Annotated in this window: 14 protein-coding genes; 8 read left to right on the forward strand and 6 right to left on the reverse strand. The window is 49.5% G+C overall.

What is annotated here, in order from left to right; translation table 11 throughout:
* Positions 1–41: 41 nt before the first annotated feature.
* From BG842_RS30695 to BG842_RS20075, 5 genes are read left to right on the forward strand one after another with little or no spacing between them, the layout of a single operon-like run.
* The gene (locus tag BG842_RS30695) at positions 42–884 is read left to right on the forward strand and encodes a hypothetical protein (protein ID WP_217493353.1); all 843 of its coding nucleotides are present in this window, start codon (positions 42–44) and stop codon (positions 882–884) included.
* Positions 877–1,779: a hypothetical protein gene (locus BG842_RS29145; protein ID WP_139136209.1), complete on the forward strand. Its 903-nt coding sequence runs from the start codon at positions 877–879 to the stop codon at positions 1,777–1,779. Before BG842_RS30695 ends, BG842_RS29145 begins: the two co-directional genes overlap by 8 nt.
* Entirely contained in the window at positions 1,776–4,802 is a 3,027-nt protein-coding gene (locus BG842_RS20065; protein ID WP_069452169.1) for a hypothetical protein, read from the forward strand. The genes BG842_RS29145 and BG842_RS20065 overlap by 4 nt, the downstream gene beginning before the upstream one ends.
* Positions 4,802–5,578 (forward strand): hypothetical protein, encoded by a 777-nt coding sequence (locus tag BG842_RS20070; RefSeq protein ID WP_069452170.1) that lies wholly within the window; start codon positions 4,802–4,804, stop codon positions 5,576–5,578. The genes BG842_RS20065 and BG842_RS20070 overlap by 1 nt, the downstream gene beginning before the upstream one ends.
* Entirely contained in the window at positions 5,575–11,052 is a 5,478-nt protein-coding gene (locus BG842_RS20075) for a DEAD/DEAH box helicase (RefSeq protein ID WP_069452171.1), read from the forward strand. Before BG842_RS20070 ends, BG842_RS20075 begins: the two co-directional genes overlap by 4 nt.
* A 47-nt stretch (positions 11,053–11,099) precedes the next feature.
* On the opposite strand, the gene BG842_RS20080 is transcribed toward BG842_RS20075, so the two are convergent.
* The 4 genes from BG842_RS20080 to BG842_RS20095 all read right to left on the reverse strand — a co-directional run bounded on the left by BG842_RS20080 (position 11,100) and on the right by BG842_RS20095 (position 17,203).
* Positions 11,100–12,257 (reverse strand): BREX system ATP-binding domain-containing protein, encoded by a 1,158-nt coding sequence (locus BG842_RS20080; protein ID WP_069452172.1) that lies wholly within the window; start codon positions 12,255–12,257, stop codon positions 11,100–11,102.
* Positions 12,257–12,733 (reverse strand): hypothetical protein, encoded by a 477-nt coding sequence (locus BG842_RS32015; RefSeq protein WP_254663325.1) that lies wholly within the window; start codon positions 12,731–12,733, stop codon positions 12,257–12,259. Before BG842_RS32015 ends, BG842_RS20080 begins: the two co-directional genes overlap by 1 nt.
* 415 nt (positions 12,734–13,148) lie before the next feature.
* Complete coding sequence (locus BG842_RS20090; RefSeq protein ID WP_175424226.1) at positions 13,149–14,183, reverse strand: tRNA-guanine transglycosylase; 1,035 nt, start codon at positions 14,181–14,183, stop codon at positions 13,149–13,151.
* A 107-nt stretch (positions 14,184–14,290) separates the two neighbouring features.
* On the reverse strand, positions 14,291–17,203 hold the full coding sequence (locus tag BG842_RS20095) for a DUF6884 domain-containing protein (RefSeq protein WP_069452173.1): 2,913 nt from the start codon (positions 17,201–17,203) through the stop codon (positions 14,291–14,293).
* Positions 17,204–18,103: 900 nt separating this feature from the next.
* On the opposite strand from BG842_RS20095, the gene BG842_RS28045 reads away from it, so the two are divergent.
* Positions 18,104–18,379 (forward strand): hypothetical protein, encoded by a 276-nt coding sequence (locus BG842_RS28045; protein ID WP_083252663.1) that lies wholly within the window; start codon positions 18,104–18,106, stop codon positions 18,377–18,379.
* 174 nt (positions 18,380–18,553) lie between these two features.
* Here BG842_RS28045 and BG842_RS20105 read toward each other — a convergent pair whose 3' ends face one another.
* Complete coding sequence (locus tag BG842_RS20105) at positions 18,554–20,299, reverse strand: DUF262 domain-containing protein (protein WP_083252664.1); 1,746 nt, start codon at positions 20,297–20,299, stop codon at positions 18,554–18,556.
* Positions 20,300–20,510: 211 nt separating this feature from the next.
* Between BG842_RS20105 and BG842_RS29150 the strand changes: the two genes are divergently transcribed.
* Both BG842_RS29150 and BG842_RS29155 read left to right on the forward strand, forming a co-directional pair.
* Entirely contained in the window at positions 20,511–20,804 is a 294-nt protein-coding gene (locus BG842_RS29150; RefSeq protein WP_139136210.1) for a hypothetical protein, read from the forward strand.
* 289 nt (positions 20,805–21,093) lie between these two features.
* On the forward strand, positions 21,094–21,297 hold the full coding sequence (locus BG842_RS29155) for a TFIIB-type zinc ribbon-containing protein (RefSeq protein WP_254663326.1): 204 nt from the start codon (positions 21,094–21,096) through the stop codon (positions 21,295–21,297).
* A gap of 22 nt (positions 21,298–21,319) precedes the next feature.
* Here the strand turns inward: BG842_RS29155 and BG842_RS20110 are convergent, their stop codons facing one another.
* Entirely contained in the window at positions 21,320–21,580 is a 261-nt protein-coding gene (locus tag BG842_RS20110) for a winged-helix domain-containing protein (protein ID WP_254663327.1), read from the reverse strand.
* Positions 21,581–21,584 lie beyond the last annotated feature (4 nt).

The raw sequence follows: 21,584 nt of genomic DNA on the forward strand, positions 1-21,584 counted from the left end.
GAAAAGATATCCCTCCAATAAGTTTATTTGTAGACGCTGGTTTGTCACTCCTTGTGGAATCTGGGATCGCTTCGCTTACAGGTCAGACGCATGCAAAACTCATCGTCATCCGAGACCAATATGTCGGTGAGCATACTCACGAGCCAAGGGCCCAGTTGCGAAGTCTCCCATTACTCATTGAACACGGGTTTGATCGTGTTATCCATACTGACCTCTGGGATAACGACTTCAAGCCAGTTCCGTATACCTACCTTGACCCCGAGGAGATAAATTCTGAAAAGGTTGAATTCCCGCTGGTTCACGTGGTAAGTCAGGAGGGGTTGGTCGAATACGACGAACAGCATCTCGTACGGGCACTGTTGAAGCAGCGGTCAAAGGAAGACATCTACATTATCGTTACCGATACGAACGCACCAAGGACACCGAAATATACCCCTGAGCGATCGTTCGTTGACGAGTTTACTCCAAACATGGGAATGGACTACGAGTCCAAAGTGACGAGCTATATCCGCGACAACCTCGATTCAGCGTTGCCCGTATCAACCAATCGGGGGTCGAAGAACCTATATTATCATCAAATTTCGGATCATCATAACGCCGTAGGTGCGCCTGCCAACACCCTTCCCAAACTATTCGATTACGAAGAAGCACCTCCGAATAGCCCCGCGTGGGAACCGTTATATTATTTCGTCGAACACGACCTGCAAGAGATCCTCGACAAATATACCGAACGAATACGGGAAGCACTACGGTCATGGACAGAGCGAGGAGACGTCCAAAAAATAGCCAATAACATGGATTCGATGCTTACTCAATGCCAGTTCAGAACGGATCGACTTGACGAACGACGCAAGCAGAACGCCAGTTTATACACCGATGTCTAAATACGAGTATAACACTTCGAAACCGGATAAACTCTTGACCGGTTATGGAACGGTACGGGGAGCAGAACTCAAAGCGATATACTCCGACATTAACGAGAACACTCCGCTCTCCCAAATCAATGCGCGGTTTGGACGGCCAACGAACGAGGGTCTCGAAACGGATCACATCGATAACTGCCTGCGGTTTTTAAGAAGTATTGATATGATTGAATGCTCGGGACAGAACGCCTTTAGTCCACTAAACAGAAATATCTTCCCTGATTTCGAGGTATCATTCGAACCCCGATTGCTCTATCATACTCGAAAACAGACCGGTAGGCAGTCGCATCTTGCTGCAGTTCACGAAGTAGCTATTCAGGAGTTATCGTCTGAGGAAGGCCACTACGGAGTTCGGCGTGTATCTGTAGACGATCTAAAGATCAAGGTTGACCGAGCAACAGACTACAACCTCAAATGGAGGGAAGAAAAAATCGAGATGTGGGCCAACTTACTTGCTCCTCTTGGCGCGATCTCCTACTCAACCAATCACGATGAGGTTCTCCTCTCGCCAAGCAGGGGACTTTTACACGAACTACTTTCGCATCATCAGGCTCACCGGGAAAATGGAGAAAGCATTCTTTCTGTCCTGGAGTGGATTGACGAGAACTTCTTCCCAGTGTTTAGCCGAACTGGGGGACAACCAGCGGTACACGTCGGTGTTGCCGATGTTCTCGAGAGCCTGGTTGAAGATGATGTTTTGAGGCTCACGGGTATGTCTGATCGAAATGAAGTCGTCGAACTCCCACGAAGTATCGATGATAGTCAGACGCCTGCAGATTATACTCTTCAAACAGCATCGGATAGACCATCTTACTGGTATCCGCTGGACCGCTCAGAACGGAGGTATCTAGCATGACTCAAATGGTTCGCAACTGGGATCGAGATGTCGTCGAGAAGTTCATCAAGCCCGAATCACAGCAGAAGTCGCCGGACGTCTTTCGAGAGACCCACGTCGAAATCGATAAGATCCGTGCGGAGATTCTGCGACCGCACAACGGAGATGATGCATTCGTTACGGAGGCCGAATTCCGTGACGCTGTCCTAAGTTCCGACCTCAAGGACGACAATCGTATCTTTATTGTCAAAGGAGAGGTTGGTAGTGGTAAGAGTCATCTCTGTCAGTGGCTCGAATACGAAATCAACGGATACGAAGATGGTGGAGGGACGGACGATGAACACGTTGCCATCCATATCTCACGGAGTAACACTCGACTTGATGAGATTCTCGAAATTCTTCACGAACCAATCGACAAAGAGTACGAGGAAGTAAGCGACGTCTCCTCTTTGGATCCCCAGGAAGTAGCGGACTTCATAATTCAAGGTCTCCGAACATTCTACAAGGACAAGGGAGCGCTCCGAAGTTTCGATTTGGAAATCTTTCTTGAATCCCGGCCGAACGCAGACGACTTCAGAACAACTCTAGTTGAGAACATCGAAGAGTATCAAGCGTCTGTAGACCAGGAAAATCAGGAACAAAACATCCAGGAGTACCTGCTCTCCCGAGAGGACTACGGGCGTGTTTGCTTGAGCGCGTTCGGAGAAACGAAGCGAGAAGACGAGGTCTATCCTGTCGTTCGTCGCGCCGTTCACGACCTCCTAACTCGGAACATTGGTATCGAGGATTTCAAGCGAGAATTGGAGGATATCTCAGATGCCTACGTAGAAGCGGGAAAGCGGCCCGTCCTAATCTGTGAAGATTTGACGACATTCAGCGTTCTCAAGGATGACTTGTTAGATCACATCTTCGAGTTGTCCAGCGGTCACTACGACGTCATCATGGGATGGACAACTGGATGGGAACGCGAGAATATAGATGATGCCCTTTCCACGAGCGAGGATTCTCTGACGTACATGAAGCAGCGAACGCAAGGGTATCTCAGCATGACTGCTGACAACGGTCAGGCGTATTTCCTCGAAGGGCGAAGTGCTCCCGTTGTACTCGTGCGTGCGTACCTCGATGCAATTAAGAGACACTCTGTAGCGGCCGCTGATATCCCGGAAGAAGTGTTCGATAATATCTATCCGTTCAATGAAGCGTTTGTCCGGCACGTCTACGCGAATCTTATTCAAGACGGAAATTTGCAGCAAACTCCGAGAATTCTACTGGTTCACGTCATCGCTGAATGCCTAACCTCTGACGTCCCTCCGTTCAAGGCTATACAGAACAACTCCTATGTTCGCCAACGGCCCTACCTAATCGGAATCAACGAACACTCAACGCCCTGTCTGGAGTTAACCCAGTGGTATGCGCTGAAACATCAAGGCCAGCTTTGGCTCCCAGCAATAGTGTTCGAAATATATGATGTAGACACACACGGCGGAGTCGTAAGAGACGGTAACGTCTTCTTTGAGATGAGCTTCGCCGCGGGCGATGTCACAGTCATCGAACGGGTACCTGGTTCGGAAGTGGTTATAGAATCGGAGAGAACGGATGAAGAGAACGAGGAGACAGAGGAAAAGGACGACAAACCAGCTGAGATGACGGACGAAGGGAAGGACGAGGAAGAGGAGGACGAACGTCCAGATCAACCCGAACAAGACACCGTAGAGGTTCCACCGGAGGACTACCGAGAGTTCCAGAGTTGGTTGATGAACGGGGCGGAGTATGCGTCCGTGGATCGTTTCAGAGACGGCGTAGTTGCGACTTTGGAGAGATGGCATGACCCGACCCGGCTTGCTAACGAAAACTCCACAGCGGATAGTACTGGGATTTATTTCGACCGGGGGTCAGAGCCTCCAGTTGTCGTGCGGGGAGCCGACTCCCCCTCTTCGATGAGTTTTGAGGTCTTACATGGAACGGAGAACGAGGTGTTGTATCGGCAGATGCTCCACTACGGATACGCCGATTCGTTTGAAGACGGCGCAAACTTCGACAAACTTCGTGGGTGGGCCACCGATAAAGTAGTTGAGTATCGCAGCCGGATGCGTGAGGATATCGAAGGACACCTCCCAAAGCAGATGTCTATTGAAGAATTCATCGTGCTCGCACACTATCTCGTGATGAATATCGGGAAGGGCGAAACGGAAATTTCGCGCAAACTGATGTTCGAATCGTACGAAATGAAGGATACATCCCCACTAAGTTATAAATCGGACATAGATGTAGATCTTCCACAGGGACTTGATGGCGCGTTCGAGCGTGTATCCGCTCACACCGGGGACATTCGAAATCTGGCACAAGGGTTCTTCCTCTTGAAGAAGAACGTAGTGGACTATGACCGACTCAATGACGCCGTTCGCGGCGTGGCCGAAAACGACGAAGACTATTTGAGTGAATTGAGTTCAACGAGCGTTGATGATCTTGCGGATGCCTACCGGATCGGTACGACCCGAAACAATGCGAAGAAGAGCCTTGCAACGATTATCGAGGACTTCTCTGATTTCGCCGGGGAATTGGAGAAGGTAGAACAAAAGGTCAACGTCGAGGATCTCCAAGAGGATATCAGTCGCTATCAGAAACTCCATTTCTTGAGTCACAATCAGGTGAAGTTAGCTAACCTTTACCAGACACTTGATGCCGCCCTTGGTCCGCTGGGTGTTACTCACAGGCAACGTTGGCAGAAAGTGGGTGAGTTACTGAATGATACCTCACAGGATATCGGGCTCGGTGATTTCCGATCTACCCTCAACGAGATCGAAAAGGCTAGTGCAAATGATGCGATATCGGCTATCGCCCTCTTACACGAATACCAGCGTAGTTTGGACGAGAGCGACGCTTGGGAAGTGTACGATGTGTTCAACGAGATGATCCAAGAGTTGAGAGACGCTGAGGGAAGTGAGGTTGGAGACTTCCGGAACCAAGTCGAATCTTCAACGGAATTTGATACGTTTCGGGCTGAACGGGATTCGATTCGACAAACTATTGAAGGTGACCTGTAATGAGCGAATCACGATTCGGCGATCCACTGGAACAGAAGGTTGGCGAGTTAGAGGCGAAAGCAGATCGATCCGAACGAGCCAACGACTTAAAGGCTGAAATTCAACGTGCGAAGGACAACATTCAGGGATTGGCAGGCGAACTTAATCGACTGGAGTCTCTCACTGAGGGTTTACTATTCTATGACGGTATCCTTACGCGTGTCTTCGGAGACAGTAGAATCGACGAGGTCAAAAGGGCCATCCAGCGCGTACGCGAAGTATCTGGTGTCACTGATGAGGAAGTCCTTGACAAGGCTGAAAATCGCCAAACGAATGAATTGACACGGAGTGTTGAGGATGCACAAGAGGTAGTCCGTAATGCTCGGAGTGAAACGATAGACAAAATCCGCGCACATCAGCGAAGTTGGGAGGACGAAATCGAATCTGCCTACGACCTGAACCAAATTATCGGAGGTGCCGGAAGCGATTTCGATGGTGTATTGGAGGATATGGACTCGTTTCTCAATGAGGACATCTGGAACGAGAACCGATCCCTCGATTCTTTGGAGAATCGGTGGAATGAGTTGACAGACAAATGGTCCCAGAACGCGGGTAAGCACGGGTGGGATGCCTTCAAGAAGGAGCACGGCTTGAGCGAAGAGACAATGGACATACTTCGGCAATTTGCAGAACGTGGAAGTGTTCGCCTGCACGAAGTCTCTGTCAACGTTATTCAGGAGATGAAAGGTGTCGAGGAACTCAAATCGGCAATTCGCATGGAGATAGATACCCAATGAATGACCCTACTCAACGAGCAGAGCAGATCAAAGATGCCTACGAGGCGTATTTGCTCGGTGATCTCGGCAACGCAGCCCGGAATGTTCATCAGCGATTCACTACTACTGAATCCGAGGATCCGTTTGTTGGGTCCAGAGGTCCATACCTCCAGGCGCTTGATATCCCGAATTGGAGCGAACAAACCTGGGAAAGCTTTGCCTCCGATGCAGAGATTCACCCTCGAATCATCCAAGCGTTCTCATCTCTCGGTTTTCAGCGTCTATATGATTTCCAAGAGAGGAGTGTCGAGAAAATCAAAAATGGAGAGAACACGCTCATAACCGCTGCTACTGGCCGCGGTAAGACCGAAGCCTGGCTAATTCCGATACTTGACTACATCCTGCGAGCGCGGGAGGGGGAGGTGGAAGACTGTGATCCTGAAAGCGTCAAAGCTATGCTTATCTATCCGACGAAAGCTCTCGCGCAGGATCAACTGAAGCGCTTGATCGAGTACCTCTACAAAATCAACCGTCACCTTCCGAAGCGCAAGCGAATCAAAGTCGGTATCTACGACGGTGATACGCCGAGAGATACGAGTGAAAGCGGTGCAGAGGGATACCTCCGTTCTTCGTTCAAATACTTCGAATGCCCGGGATACAACGAAGATCTCGAAAAGTGCCGAAACTGCGGGAAGAGTCTTCGCGTCGAACCAGACCAAGGTCGGTTCACAGTTAAACCCGAGAAACCCCAGTGCGTCGATGACGTTCCACTAGAATATATTCACCTAACAAAGAACGACGTCCTCGAAGGAGACGTAGATATCGTCCTCACGAACCCAGACACAATAAATCTCAAAGCGATTAACGTCAACGCTCCTGATGAACACAAGACGTTCTTGTACGACCCCGACTTTCTCGTATTCGACGAGGTTCATACGTACTCCGGATTATTCGGCTCCTATACCTCTATGCTCGTCAAGCGCATGCGGGCACTTCGGCAGCAGAGGCTCGGAAATGATGATCTCCAAGTAATCGCTAGCAGTGCAACTGTCGGTAATCACGACGAACTATTCAGAAAAGTCAGTGGGGTCAAAAGTATCGAACATGTCGGTGAAGATATCCGCGAACTGGACTACGAACCGACAGCGTCGTTACCACAGTCACTAGTGGAAACCGAGATCACAGAAGAAGATCTTATTGGGATGGGTCGAAAGGCGAGTGATACACCAGACGTGTTTGGTGAGTCGTCTTTTACCGTTGATGGGCACGAATCGCTTAGCAATAATGAGCTCGCCGATGTGATTAGCGATCAACTGTTCGGCTATTTAACTAGAGAGAACCCCGGAAGCGAGGGCGTCAGAGCGATACAAGAGTTATACGCGGACCTGTATGAAGAACCGCGTACACGAGAGGAATTACTCTCGGATATCCAATCGAAGTACGGTGTCAATGGAGAAGAGGCAGAGACGGTTCTTGGGAACTTCCGCATACTTGGAGAATTTTCCGGGCTATTGGAGAACCGAAGTCATCTTTTCTCGTGGCCAATGGACGGGTTCTATAGTTGTGCTAACTGCCATGCGGTTTATCGCTCTCCCCACGACAAATGTGGTGAGTGTGGAGGGCAGTTCGTAACAAGGTCTACATATTGTAATCACTGTGCTGAGGAGTCTCTGGTGAGTTGGTACTGTCCCGAGTGCGGGCAACTTGAACCGTACATGCCAACCGAGCACGGTAGGATAGAGGAATCCTCACGGGAATGCCAGCGATGTTTGGCTGCGAGAGATGCAGAGATCGATTTGCTTCGAGTTACTTTTCGGCCCTACCTGGAATGTACGTTGTGTGGATCAGTCGAACAACGGGCCACGACGAGAGACTGTCCGAGATGTGATGCGCCGACCGTGAGAACTGATGGAGAAACCGCGATCTGTACGAACCCAAGTTGCGAACATACGCTAACGATATCTGCCGCATGTTCGAACTGCGGGGGAGAAAACAGACATCTCAAGACTAGGCTCGAAGGAGGAGATTGTCCATCGTGCGGCCGATCCTATGAGCAAATTCCGGCTAAGGGTATCGAATGTGAGTGTGGGAAATACGTACAGAACACACATATCCTCCCCTGGGTGTGTAAAAACGACGACTGCAAGAAATTCTACTTTAAGACTCACCCGCCAGCGACGTGTGATTGTGGATCGAGAACATTCGCTCAAGCCGGGCTTTACGAAGTCCTCCAACAAACCGAATGCCGGAACTGTGAAACTACGCGAATTCCAGGGAACAGTTGTGACTGCGATGACCCGAACTTAGTCACACGTGCAGTAGAACCAAGGAACTACCATATGTTCGACCGGGATGGGCGATTGCGTAGCCCCACGAATTTCCGAACCGGAGTTCCCTGCTATCATGCTGGGACATCATACAGCATTAGTGGACGAGGACAACGCTACTCGGAGCTGATTCGGAGTCCGAACAACCTCGCTGTAACCACATCGCAGTATCTTCTACGGGGCGTCGCCGCAGAGGAAGGCTTCGAGTCCGCCAAGATGCTGTCCTTCGCCGATTCGCACAGAGACATGAACGAGCTCAGTCGGGATTTCGAGGATCCTGAGGTCGAGACCGTCCTTGATCAACTCCTGTACGACGGAGTCGTCTCGAATCAAAGTTCGAACGACTGGGTTCCACTCGATACGGTTTTAGACACAGCAAGCGAGCGCCTTGACGAACTCGAAGATACGCTCTCCGAAATACGGGACGTCTCAGAGGGACAGGTGTCGTTACGAAGCCAAGTAAAGGGCAGAGCACGGAGACGATGGGAACCCGAAGAGGCACTGCGTGACCGCCTCCTTCGCCGAGCGATTCCACACACATACAGCGGTCGTTTCGATGAACGTGATCCGCCCTTGGTTCATGTAGGAATCCTCGATGTTAGGTTCAAACATACCGATAGCCTTTCCGCAGACGACCAGGCCGTTCTTCGAACGATGGTCGCTGAGGGGAACGATATTAGCATCGAGAAACTGCGTGAGGATACTAGTGCGGATAACGCTACTCGCGCCATTGATTCGCTCGCAGATAGAGGGATACTCGTATTCGAGGCTGACAAAGGATATGTATCGTTTGTCCCCGGTGCTCTCGAAGTTACTCTCGCGGGTCGGGACGACGCAATTTGGTACCATCCACAGAAACAGATGACTTACTCTTCACTGGAGGATCGATTCGGAATCCCTTCGGATAATGTTGTAGAGTTTAACACGACCTTCGGCGAACAGTGTGATCCGAGTCATCCTCGCTTCAATTATCGAGCCTATCGCATTGGGTATGTGCCCCCGATGCTCCTGTTGAGTGAGACCTATCTGGGGACGACACCGAAGCAAAAACGGCGGAATATCGAATATCTGTTCAAGGAGGGGAAACACCCCAACTTCCTCTCCTCTGGTCCTACGATGGAGGTCGGTGTTGACATTGGAGCACTCGATTCACTGCTGCTCTTCGGGACTCCGCCCAACATGAATGCGTACTTGCAACGAGTAGGGCGAGCTGGCCGACGGTCTAAGTCAGCACTCGTGCACAGTGTGAGTCAGCGGAATCCAATCGACTACTACTATTACGAGCAACCGATTGATTTGATCGATACATCTCCGAAGGATGTTCCGCTCAATGAACACAACGAGGAAGTCCTGCGAGTCTCACTGAGCTGGGCAATTCTGGACTACATCGCTGCGAACTTTGCGGTAGACTGGGATGTCAAGTACGAAGGAAGAACCACTCGTGTAGAGGGTGGAGACAACTTCGTCCGAAGCACTGAGGATGGCTACCAACACAGTAAGTTTACTCACTTGATGGTACTCGAAAACGGCACGCTGCAACTAGAAACACAACGGCCAAAACTCCAAATATTTGAGACGCTACTGAATGATCACGAAGGTGAAATTAGAGCCCATCTCGAAGATCTCCTCGACTACAACTACTGTCTATCGTGTGGGGCAAAATATGACCAAGAGGACAGCCCAGAATCTTGTACAGAACCGAATTGTAGCGGTAAAATCGAATCTGCTGCCGAAGAGTATGGACAACTCGTTGATGACGCCATGTCATCGTTCGCGGAACGGTTTATCGAACACTATCGGAACTACACTGACGATCTCTACGATACGGTTGATGGGCTAGCTGAGCAAGAACTTGAATTGAGTAAAAAGCTACGCGAAGTTGTTGATGACAAGGAAATCACGCGAATCCGTTCGGAATTACAGGATGTCGGAGACCGTCAAAAGGTCATACAAAACCATCTCGCAGATGTTCGTGCGGAGAGTTATGTAGACTTCCTTAGAGGGTCAAGACAGAGTAAGTACGCGTTCAATATGCGTAACATCTCCACGTCTGTCGGACTGACGCTTATTGAGGAGAACTACGAGCGTCAGCGACTTGGCGAGGGCGGGCGCGAGATGCGGATGGCGATGAGCGAACTTCATCCCGCAGCGGCGTACCTCCACAACGGGGAAACGTACGTAGTCACCCGAGTGAATTACGATGACTACGCGTCAGAAATGCTCGAAGACGAAATCGCTGAGAACGAAACAGTGAATTATGGCCAAGAATTCGTCTGTCCGGCTTGCCAGACCACATATAACGAGCGTCTCTCCGAGTGTGAGGAGTGCAATAGCGAAACCCCAGTGAAACGTCGGCGACTAGCTGTAATGGATTCTGTCGAGGCCTTTAGAGAAGATTTGGCGGTTTCAACAGACGATGGATTCGAAGCGCGTGACGTCTATTTCGAGAAGGACGCAGGGATACAGAGTACTTTCTCGGACAGAGACACGAGTATTCTCTCGTTTGAATCGGATCGAGAACTCAGTTTAGAAGACGCGACAGGAGAAGAGATTGGCACGATTCGGTACGGTGAGTTGGAGGTACTTGTGCATGCGACAGGATATAGAGCACGATACACGAACGGGGCCATTGATCCACAGGAATCCCTCTTCGAACGTTGCGGGGTCGAGAAATGTCCGGGAATAGTCGTTCGAGACGAAGAGTCTGCGAGATGTACTGTCGATTCAAGCCACGATCCCAATGGATACGATGCACCTTCCGAATTCATCCGTCTAGGGCACTTGTATACGACAAAAGGACTGGAAATAGACCTAGATACAGATATCGCCGACCACACCTTTGCTCATGGTCTGCGCGTTAGCCTTCAGTATCTTGGTGGGGTAGATATCCGTGAGGTTAGCGAAAGCGTTGAAGACGGCGTCGCATACGTGTTTGATTCTCAGGAAGGTGGTGCCGAAATATCCAGAATACTTGTCGAGGAAGATGAAGACGGGTACTCACAATTCCGGGATGCTATGGAATTAATCGATGAGCACTTTGAGTGTGATTGTGATAACGGTTGCCCCCTTTGCGTCTATCAGTACGGGTGTGACCGTCACAACGATCCGCAGACTCTCGATAGACACAGTATTACTAAGCTCAATAGACCAATTCAGATTTCAGAGTGATTTTTATCTTCGTCTCGTTTAGTATATGAATTCTAACTAATGCCCACTCATACTATCTCCTTTACGAATTCAGTGGAAATCTGGTTTTGATTTGCATCCGACCCTTCATCCAACATGCGACTACATATGGCGAGCACCTGTCGAATGTTACCTTGTGAACGCTGTAAGATCAAGTCGAGACTTTCTTTGGAAAACGGTTTTATCCCGACTTCGTTGTTTTCTGTCCGCCGCTCTTTTTGTAGATAGTCCTTGACCAATTGATATAACTGATCACTCGTCAACGGCCGAAGCGCGACCTCTTGCCCGATCCGTTCGCTAAACGCATGATACTCACTCATGACATCCTGCCAGACTTCTGGAGCGCAACCAAAGAGCAGACACAACCCGGAACCGTTCTGATCCATCAGGTGGCGAATACTGTTCAGCGTTGCCTGCTCGTTTTTCGACGAAAGACGGGCAATGCTCTCGAACTCGTCGACAAATACGAAGACACCGGTATACCCAAGTTCGAGTAAGAGGTTCTTCAGCGCGGTAAACGCTCGAACACCCATCGTATCGTCGTCAAGAGCGGTGTGAATCTCCATCTCTTTGCGCTGTTCATACCGAATACCTTCAGCAGTCAACCATTGCCAGGCGTAGAGATTCGTATCCTCATACACCATATGGACGATCGCACGTGCGAAATCAGCGAAGTGGGTGATGTCACTGAGTCGTCTGATCGCTTCCGGGATGATCTCAGAGAGCAGGATATCACCTTCATCGATAAGCGATTGCATGGCCGCTGCATCGTGTGGATCGGCCTCGGTTAGATCGCGAGTTACGGTTGCCAAATGCTCGTATGCGATCTCCTTCAGTCGGGTGAATCCGAGGTCGTAAACGAATTCATGGTAGATGTCAAGAAACCCTTCGCCAGGTTGTGCGACATATCCAACAACCACGTCGTCACGATCGCGGACCAGTGACCGAGTGTATTTCAGCGTATGTGACTTGCCATTCCCGTACTTTCCGGTGATGACGAGATGTTTCGACTTTCCAGTCGCGAGCATCGATGAAACCGTCGAGCTGATCTGCTTCGTGACGTGTTCTTGCCCACAGTAAATCTCCGGATCTTCGGCGGGAACCGGACTATAGGGGAACGGATTCGATTCTAGGCCGTACTGGGAGTAATCTCGTTGCTGGTCGGTAATGTTGAATGCGTTGGACATTATTCTGCCTCCGTTTCGAAGGTGAGCTCGCGATCGTGTACCGCGAGATAATAGTATTGCTTGTCGTACAATTCTACGCCAGCCATCACTTGCTGGCTCGACTGTGATGTCGAAACCAGCGCATCGTCATCTGCCAATTCGATTTGCTTGATGCCAAGTGCAGCGTCTTTCGCGGCAGTATCGATCGGCGCGCCAGACAGTTCGAGTTTCCCAACGTTTTGTTGGCAGAGCTCAATTAGCGTCCGGTCGAATTCGTTTCGAGCGCATTGTACTCGCTCACAGATCGTCTCACGCAGCTGTGGTATCGACAGATACCGCTGTCTGAGATTCACGCCTGCTGTCTGTTCGAGGTCGTCATAGGCGTCGAGAAGAGTGGTGGAGAAACCGATTAACTTGCCAGCAGGAAATGGTCGGTAGTAACGACCCGTGAAGGCGTTACGTTGCACACATCCGAGTCGCTCCGCCCAATCAGCCATTACTTCAATACTCGTCTGATTGTATGTGTACGGCGTGTCCTGCTGGGTCTCCTCGAGTCGTTCAAGTACCGTAGTGATGTTCGCGGGGCAATGTCATCTACCACATCAAGAAACGCGGCAAAGTGAGGACTATTGGACTCGAGAATAGCACTTACCCGGTACCAATCCTCTGCTAGAATGGCTGCTAAGAAGTCTCCGCCAATTGTTGAGGTGGCGTAGACCGGATCACCATCAGTCTCCGTTCCTTGTAGCAATCCGATTCGGGTTGCTTCCAAAATTGTCTCACGAGCGCGACGATGGGACACATCGAGTTCGTTCTCGAGTCGTTCTGTTGTGACTGGATCCGTGTTACAAGCGTGCGTCAGTTCCGCTAACCGGCTGAGCGTGACTGGCCGAATGGTTGGTCTCTCGTCAGTCATACCAGCCTCCGGACTTGCTGTTTGGCGGTTTCGTACGCGCGCTTCGTTACCTCGTTCCCCTGAAACCGAAGATCAAGATAATGTTCGATATCTCGCCCTGATTCGACCATATATCGGAAGCGGCGTAACTCGGTTGCAAGTGCCCAGAGATTATGCTGTGTAAACGCTGCTCTGTCCTCTCGAATATCGCTAAGTGTTCGCTGTCCACATACTGGGCATGGACACGGAAGTCTCTCGATATCCTCAATCTCTCGCATTTCTTCGCCACCAAACCCTGGAATCAGGTAGTTTCGATTCCCAGCACTGCGGATGAACGCAGACGAATCGAAACTATCCACTCCAAGATAGAGCAGCAATGGTTGGTAGACGAGTCCACCAAGACCGTACACGTGCAGATGTTTGTTCGTCGCTTTTCGTGCAGAAAGGATTAGTTTTGTTACCTTTTTATAATCCGTTCTGACTGGTATTAAACTGCCGAGCGCATAGCCGTCGAAGTCACCACGTTTCTCGAGATAACGAATGCTATTCCGGATGGTTTCAGGATCATATCCGTGAACGCTTGCGAGAAGAAACGCATCACCGTGGTGGCGGTCACTCGCCTCTAACGCAAACTCGATACTCTGCTCAGTGCGACGCTGATTTTCTTCTGTGCGGTTTTTTGGGGATAGTGGAACGTCGACCGTTCCATAGATGTCTGCATCCAACTGTCGTTGGGTCTCAAGTGTTTCTGCAGGGGTGGTATCGGGCTTTTCACTGAGGAAGTCGAATCCACCACTATCTGCGAAGACGATAGTGTCTTCAGGAACACCCATTTCTTCGCGAAGTGTAACGCCGTCCATCAGTCGATTCCACATCGGTTCGCGGTTTTTGATCGAACGAGCGTTGATCATGGCCGCCGAGAACTCAGGGATGGTACCGACGTATGCAGGGGTATTATCGCTTGACCGTTTGCCTATGTTTCGTACTGGGAAGAGAACTGGTGTGTGTAACTCCCCGTGGGGAAGGTCGAGTTTTCGATGTCTGTACAGCATACCTCCCCTGCGGATAGGCTGTAGTATTTGATAGATAATCGGTGCATAGGATAATAACAGGAAAACGCTGATTTCGTGGTACGGGGGGGCTAACTAACAGTAGAGCGTTAATATTTCTCGAATACAGTCTGCGTTGGTTCTTCTTCGACTCGACGACAAAGTTGTTCGATCGTCCGTGGCTCTAAGTGGTCAATGCTGTTGATTCGCTGTGCGAAGTTCTTCATGTACAGCCCTTTCAAGCCGATGACTATCGTCCCATGGTTCTTTGCGTCCTCGGTCCGAGCTCCGACTGAAACGATATTGTCGAACTGTTCGTCAACCAGTTCACGGTTAAATACGACGCCGATGCGATCCGCTCGAACCGTCTGAACCATCTCGTCAATGTCGATACTGGTGTAGTAGTCCTTTCCAAGGGTGAAAAAGACGAGATCGTAGTCAGTTTCCTCCAGCACCGGTCTCAAATCCTGTTGGATGCCTAGTTGTTTCGACCGTTCTCGAATTTCTTTGACTTTCATCGAACTGAAGGTGACTTCGTAAGGCGGTAACTCCTCATCCTCTTGTACGAGGCCGAATCCTGCACTTATGAAATATCGGCTCACATTGTGCCCTTCATCCCCGAGCCAGCGCATTGCCTCCTTGACGTTTTCTTGCTGCCGTCCCGTGTAGAGGTCACGTGCAGCAATCTTAGGGACGTTTTCCCGCTCTAAGAGTTCCTCTTTCGAGAATTGATCGAGTTCACCCTGCTCGAACACTGGTGCCCCATCAGGGACCTGCTTTGAGCCCGAACACTGATCGATGATGAGAATGTCCAGGTCATCGTCGGCATCGATCTGTGGTTGGTGTGGCAGGAAATCGCGTCCAGCAGCATAGTTTTCACCCAGTGCAGTGAGGACCTGTTCACGCAGTTCCTCAGCGCGTTCAAACGTATGGAACTCACATTCGGTGCCTTCGACCGAATCGATAACGGAGTCGTCAAACTCGGCGTTAGGCAGAAGAATGAATGCGTGTTGATAGCGCTGCGTCTGTTCACTAATGCTCGCTGCCATCGCATCGGGGTCAAGTGATACCGAGTTCGGCGTTTCCTCCCACCACTCTCGCATACCATCCGCATCGAGAATTCCGATTTCAGCCACTGGAAGGTCGTGAACATGCTGCCAGAATGCAGGATGTTCCTCTCGGAGATAGTCCTCGACAGTCTCGTACTGTCCCTGTGCAGCAGTACCGGGCGTGGCAATCAGGACTTTTGGGAGATCTCTCGCGAACTCGTCGTAAAATCGTCGCGTATTATGGAATCCTCGACGTCGATTGCGATCGTTTCCACGGAAGATGCACACTTCGATTCCATGTTCTGAACAAATCGGACAATCGCACTTCTCCCACGGTCGTTCTTCAAGCGTTTGGTGATATTCTTCGAGAAGATCATCATCACCGACCCACATCGCATAATCTCGGACGACAGCCCAAATCGGATCAACGGCATTACTATCAGACTGTTCTTCGATGGATTCGAGTTCTGATGTCATCCGGGGGAATGTCTCGAATCCACTCTCTGCCAGTTGCAAGAGATCGTCGTATTCGGTGAAGTCAAGGGCATTATCCGCCTTGTCTTTACGGAGCAGTTTGACGATCCTCCGACGGAGGTTCGCACTAAAACTGGCCTGCAACTCGCGCCCATACTCGAAGTCTTCGCGGAATGCTGATTCAACATCTCGCAGTCGGGAGACATTGTACTGTTCGTCGTGACGATGCTCACGGAGATACGCTCGAGTCGCCTCAAGGACAGGTTCTACCTTTGTTTTCCAATCCTGTAAGGCAGTGATGATCGATTCGTTGGCCGCGTAGGCTCGAAGCGCGGCGAGTGTCTCCCGTCCTCTGAGCGATTTTTCGATAGACTGCTCTAAATCATCTCGAGTGGAGGGATAGCGAACACGAATTGCATCGTAGCGCTCGTCGACATCTAGTCGGTAGTTCTGTCCCCCTGTCCAAGCCGAGCGAAGCATGCTTGCACTGTCGAAGCTCGTCATTCCTGACCGGCCCACCGTCTCGAATCCTTCCGTCTTTGCAAATCCGAAGACGTGGGAATCAACACGAGTGTTATTGTCCCGTTCATACCCCTTCACAACCTTCCCGATGCCCTTCACGATTTTTCGAACTTCGTGAATCGGGCTTCCAGCAACTCCCCCGATACCAAGGTAGTCGTAGCCGATATCAAGTACATCATCCGCAGCTTCAACATATGATTCTGTGTTCCAACCCTGGATTGCTACCATCAAACGGAATGGATAGTCACCGTCTTCGTAGAGGTCGTACATCTCACGGGCGTTTCGAAGCGTTAGATCGTATCGGAACTGTTTGTCGTCTTCTCGGTAGACCGCACGGGGATCGTCGGCGAGTCGTGTGAGAACGTCGTCAACGTCCCCTTCAAACACGTCTGAATCGAACGGGTCGACTTCCTCATCGGAGTCAATTCGAATCGACGGTTCGTATTCGCCAACAAATGACGGCCACTCCTCTGGCCATTCATCGACCATTAAATCGACGACGTCAGTCAGTGTGTCCGGGATATCCTTTTGCTTGAAATCGCTGTGGAAGGCACGCTTGTCTAGATAGAGACGACCTTTGTCCTTCCCAGATCCGAGGACGAGATGGTCAATTGTCACGCCCACAGAAACTTTGAGCGTCTCATAGAAACCGAGCATCTCCTCGTTGTCGTATGGAGGGAATGGGAGAGATTTGTATCCCCACGCGCCACAATCACTGATCGTAGGCAACCATTCCGGGATCGAGAGGACGGGATCATCATAGACGCCGTACTCTTCGAGCCGGTCTGCTTTTCGATTGGTTTCCTCGACTTGCTCCCGAGAGATGAGGACACCATCGATCGGTGTGTTTTCTCGATCAAAGATATCCCAAATATAGTCTAAGTCGCGCTCCTGTCGGTTGAGAGTAGACAGTTCGTCGTGCTCGAAATCGTAGCCAGCATCGACGGCGTCGTCCCACTCAGGAACGTAGAACCTCACGGATAGTATTCACCGTTCCTTGGTTGTTCGTTCCTCCTTATGAATCTCCCTTTTGCATTCGAGTTAGAACAGTAAGAGGAAGATTGGATGTCGTAAAAGCTGCCATTTTTATTATAGAGAGCAAATCGATCGTGGTTGACTGCTCGACGCTCACGGGGAGAAGCACCTCTCTGAATGGCATGCTGCTTCAAGTAGGATAGTGACCACCATGAAGTCAAACACCGAGACACTCGGCATTTCCGGCTGTAGATGAGGAGCTACAGTTTCAGACACAGACATGCGTACCGCCACGGCCTGTTTTTCTCGCGCTTCAATTGCTGAAGCGCGATAATCCATGAATAGTGGATTGGTAGTTGTCGTTCCAAATTCGCGCTTGATAGAATAATATGTTCGTCGATAAGAGCACCTCGAAAAATCCGACAGTAGTACCAACCGTTAAGAGACACTCGTACTCATCGAGCGTGGTTTGTCAAAATGATTGATCCGAGTCGGAATGGCGACCTTGATCGATCGGAGGTCTACCACTTGCTGGGTAATAGACGACGATTACTCGTAATTGGTTACCTTTCGCTCTTCGATACTGGAGCAATCATTGAGGTACGCCACATTGCAAGAGTGGTTCGGAGTATAGAAACAGGAATCCCACCTCGTCAAATTGATACCAAAAAGTATGAATCTGCGTATAATAGTCTGATTCAGACACACCTCTCAAAGTTAGAGGATGGAGGGCTGATTGAATACGATGAAAGATCTAAAGAGATAGTGGCGACTCAACAACTTAAAAAATATGCGTTCATCATATATTTAACCGACATTTTGGCACTTTTTAATCGTCCACTGCCAGAGAAGACTGAGGAATAGGTGAACAGAATTAATTATCTATGCTTTCAATACACAATCATGGTCAGAATTTCGCAATCAACCCATCTTGAGAAAGTCGAACACATCCTCGGAAGTGGGACGGGTACACTCGACTTTGCAGTTAAAGGTGAAAATGAGTATTATACCTGGGAAGGAAACGAAGATGCAGATTGGACAATCAAGGACGTAGCTTCCATCGAGAATATCGAGGAAGATCGATTCATACTCTACCCAGATGGGGCATATTTCATTTGTGAAGTAGACGCTGATGCCGATGAAGAAAACAGTGGCCCTGTTCGATGTTGGTGCGAATAATAGAACTACTAGATTAGCTTTGAGACGTCCAGTATATGTGAGCGGACTTATGACCCTCAGACACAGTTTAGCCAATTTCTAACACGACGGGAGAGTGCATCACAGCAGATAGTTCCCGAATTATCTGAACTGGGCGGATTGGCAATACCAATTCAGAAACATTGACACCTATCACTACTGAGTTGCGGTCGGTTTCGAGTTATAGGTCTCCAGTTTGAAACTCCAAATGTCAACGGCGATCTCCGCGAGTTCCTCAGAACGCTGGTCAATAGTGTCTGTAGTCCATTCAGAATAATTTGAACGGACGTGCTCGGTCATCTTGAAGTCAGAGAGTCTATACTGGTCCTTTTTTTGCTGGAACGGGTTTGCACTCGCCTCTTCATTTAAACTCTCTTCAAGGAGTGTGAGATTCCCGATTCGATTACGGTACTGATTCTTGTACTTTGCTTCACCGACGTCTATGACATCCCTCCACGCGCGGTATTTGTCGGCAGATAATGCCGCCTGTGGCGCAATATGTTCTATGTCGACAGACGCTCTGTCGTACGTTTTTCCACCACCCGTTGAGTAATGTACACGCTCAAGTGTATCTAAGATGTATCGAGTCATCGAATTATGCTTGAATCCAGAGTTCGCGAACTTCGCCTTAAATTCATCATCTCCTGGAGACTCCTCTTCAAGCCTAGTTCGAATGACATCTATCGGATCCGTGCTATTGAAGGCAGTAGAACAAAGTCCGGAGAAAATCCGGTCGAGAGAGGCACCAGTCGTGAGGTCGGCGACTCTCCAACGGGTCATAAATGACTCCAGTAGTCGGAGGATTTCGATGGTCTTTGTGGAGTTATCAAACTCATCAATAGATCGAAGTATTAATGTCCGCGAGTGTGATGATTCGATATCATTCAGGTTCCTGAGCCGAGCGTTTACTTTCTTGGATTGTTTACCACTATATTTGTCTATGGAAGCATCAATGATTCCCAAATATGTGTCTGAAATGTCAACCATTTCATCGACGTAATCAACTATACTTACACCCGCTGCATCCAGTCGGGTATCGATCATTTCGTTGAACACATCGTAGAGTTTTCGAGATGAAACGTTGCCTTCGTAATCAGGAACCTCCCGGGACATAATGAAATGTCTGAAGAAACGATTCGGGTGATCGATTTGATGAACGACGTTCTTCAGAAGATACTCCCACTGGCTTCGGACATGATTGTATTCTTTGCTATCGTTCCCGTACTCTTGCGTCGCTGTCTGAAGTAGGGAATTCTTCATCAGATCAACCGAAGAGAGTTCCATGCCACGGTTGTTCAGCGTCTCGAATAGACGGAACGCAGACCCGGGAGTATCACACTCAACGACAACAATCGTCATCTGCTTCGTGAGCCGTGCCCTCAGATCGTCAAGTTCGTCAGCCGTGTGGTCCGCTAATTTCTCTTCGAAGTACTTGAGTGCCTGTAACAGATTCGAGTCGTCTTCAACCGCATTTCGTCGTCCTTCGAGGATATGTTCGTAATCCCCTCCATCATACTGACTCAAAGAAAGTTTCGCATGTTTGTTGTTGCTATCATCTCGCTCAAAGAGATATTCATCGTCGATTAACTCCTTGATGCTGTTTGGGTCACCTACATTATCATATTGTGACTGCATAGCACGGAACAGCAGTGAGATCGTGGTGAGCCGCTGTTGACCGTCTACAACCTCTAATTCGGCGAGTTGATTAAACCCCTGATCATGTTTGATCAGCACTATCGAACCAAGAAAGTGCGTCGTACCTTTAATCGTATTGAGATCAGTCCAAAAGTCCTTCCATTGCTCTTTCTCCCAAGAATACGGCCGTTGGTAGTCCGGGACCGTATATGTACTTTTGTTCGCAAAAACACCCTGAACAGTGCTTTCAGTTGCGTCGATATCCATTCCCTTACCTGTCATATCTCGTGGGTTAAAATAGCTATCTATTCTACTTATTTACCCGCCGATGAGGAGGGTGTTCTTTCACCGAGATTGTCCCAAAGCCATTATATTGGTTAATTAATATAATAAAATATATTTGTTTGTCGCGTCAAAGAATCGCCTCTCTACCACCGACTATTTTTTCTTGCCCCAAAGTTGGTGGAGGCAAACTCCGATGGAACTTCCAATACGAGTAATCGATGCAGATGATAACGAACGAAAGATCAGTGGCATTAATCGAGACGACTGGACGGATATGACCGATCCCTGTCCGGAGTGTGGTGGACAGGAGTTTAATCATTTTTCGACGTCCGGTGGATATTACGGATCACGAGATACTACCGTCGTGCTGCGTTCCGATTTCTGGGATGCCGAACAGTCGCTTTTCACCCGTTGTCGCAACTGCCGAAAAATCCTCTTTAAGCATCCGGCCTTCGATCTCCTCTCCGACCTCTCAGAGCATGTTTAGCGCCAAATCTTGGATGAATTCCAAAAACGAATCGCTTGTAGAGCGTCGATAGCAAGTCTCGTTTCCTGAATCACTTTCTCGGGAGTCAGACTACCCCCGAGCCATACTATTAAAAGGCATGCCATGCCGACTCTAATCACAAAATTTCCGTTCGTGGTCTCGGAATTTTTCGTGCAGCTGTTTTCTGACTTACTATTAGCTGTGTATGACTATATGCAGACTTCTGGCGGTCAATGTGCTTCGATCACCCGGTATTTTTTCGCCCCCGAAGGGTGCGGGGCGTTTCAGTGTGAGCGTCTCGATGAGTGTGATTTCAATGATACTCAGCGATAGCTATGCGACTGGCTTCGACGAAGATGTACCGAACAAACCAACTGTCGGGTGTCCCGAATGCGGTGGTCTGGTTACCACCAACGTGGTTGAGACAGCCTGTGAGGACTGTGGCCTCGTCATCGAGGAACGGCGAATCAATCACGGAGCAAAATTTGCATGAAAGACCTCGTGGCTATTCAGTTCTAATCTGTCTCCTCTAATTCTTCAGCATCAAGTCCGCCCGCAAGGTACTTTCGACCCTTATCGGTAATTCCATAGTAGCCTTCCTTCTCCTTCTCTTTCTTTACTAATCCATGTCCTTCTAAGAGTTGGAGGCGACGGCGTACAGTGGAGTAGCCGACACTATACCCACTCCGTTCCAAATTGTAGTGCAGCGGTGCTGGTGGAAGTGCCACGTCCTTCTCGTGGAGATATTCGAGAATAGAGTCATCATTACCGGTCATCCAC

This window comes from Haladaptatus sp. W1, from assembly GCF_001723155.1.
In the GTDB taxonomy this organism is placed as follows: Archaea; Halobacteriota; Halobacteria; order Halobacteriales; family Haladaptataceae; genus Haladaptatus; species Haladaptatus paucihalophilus.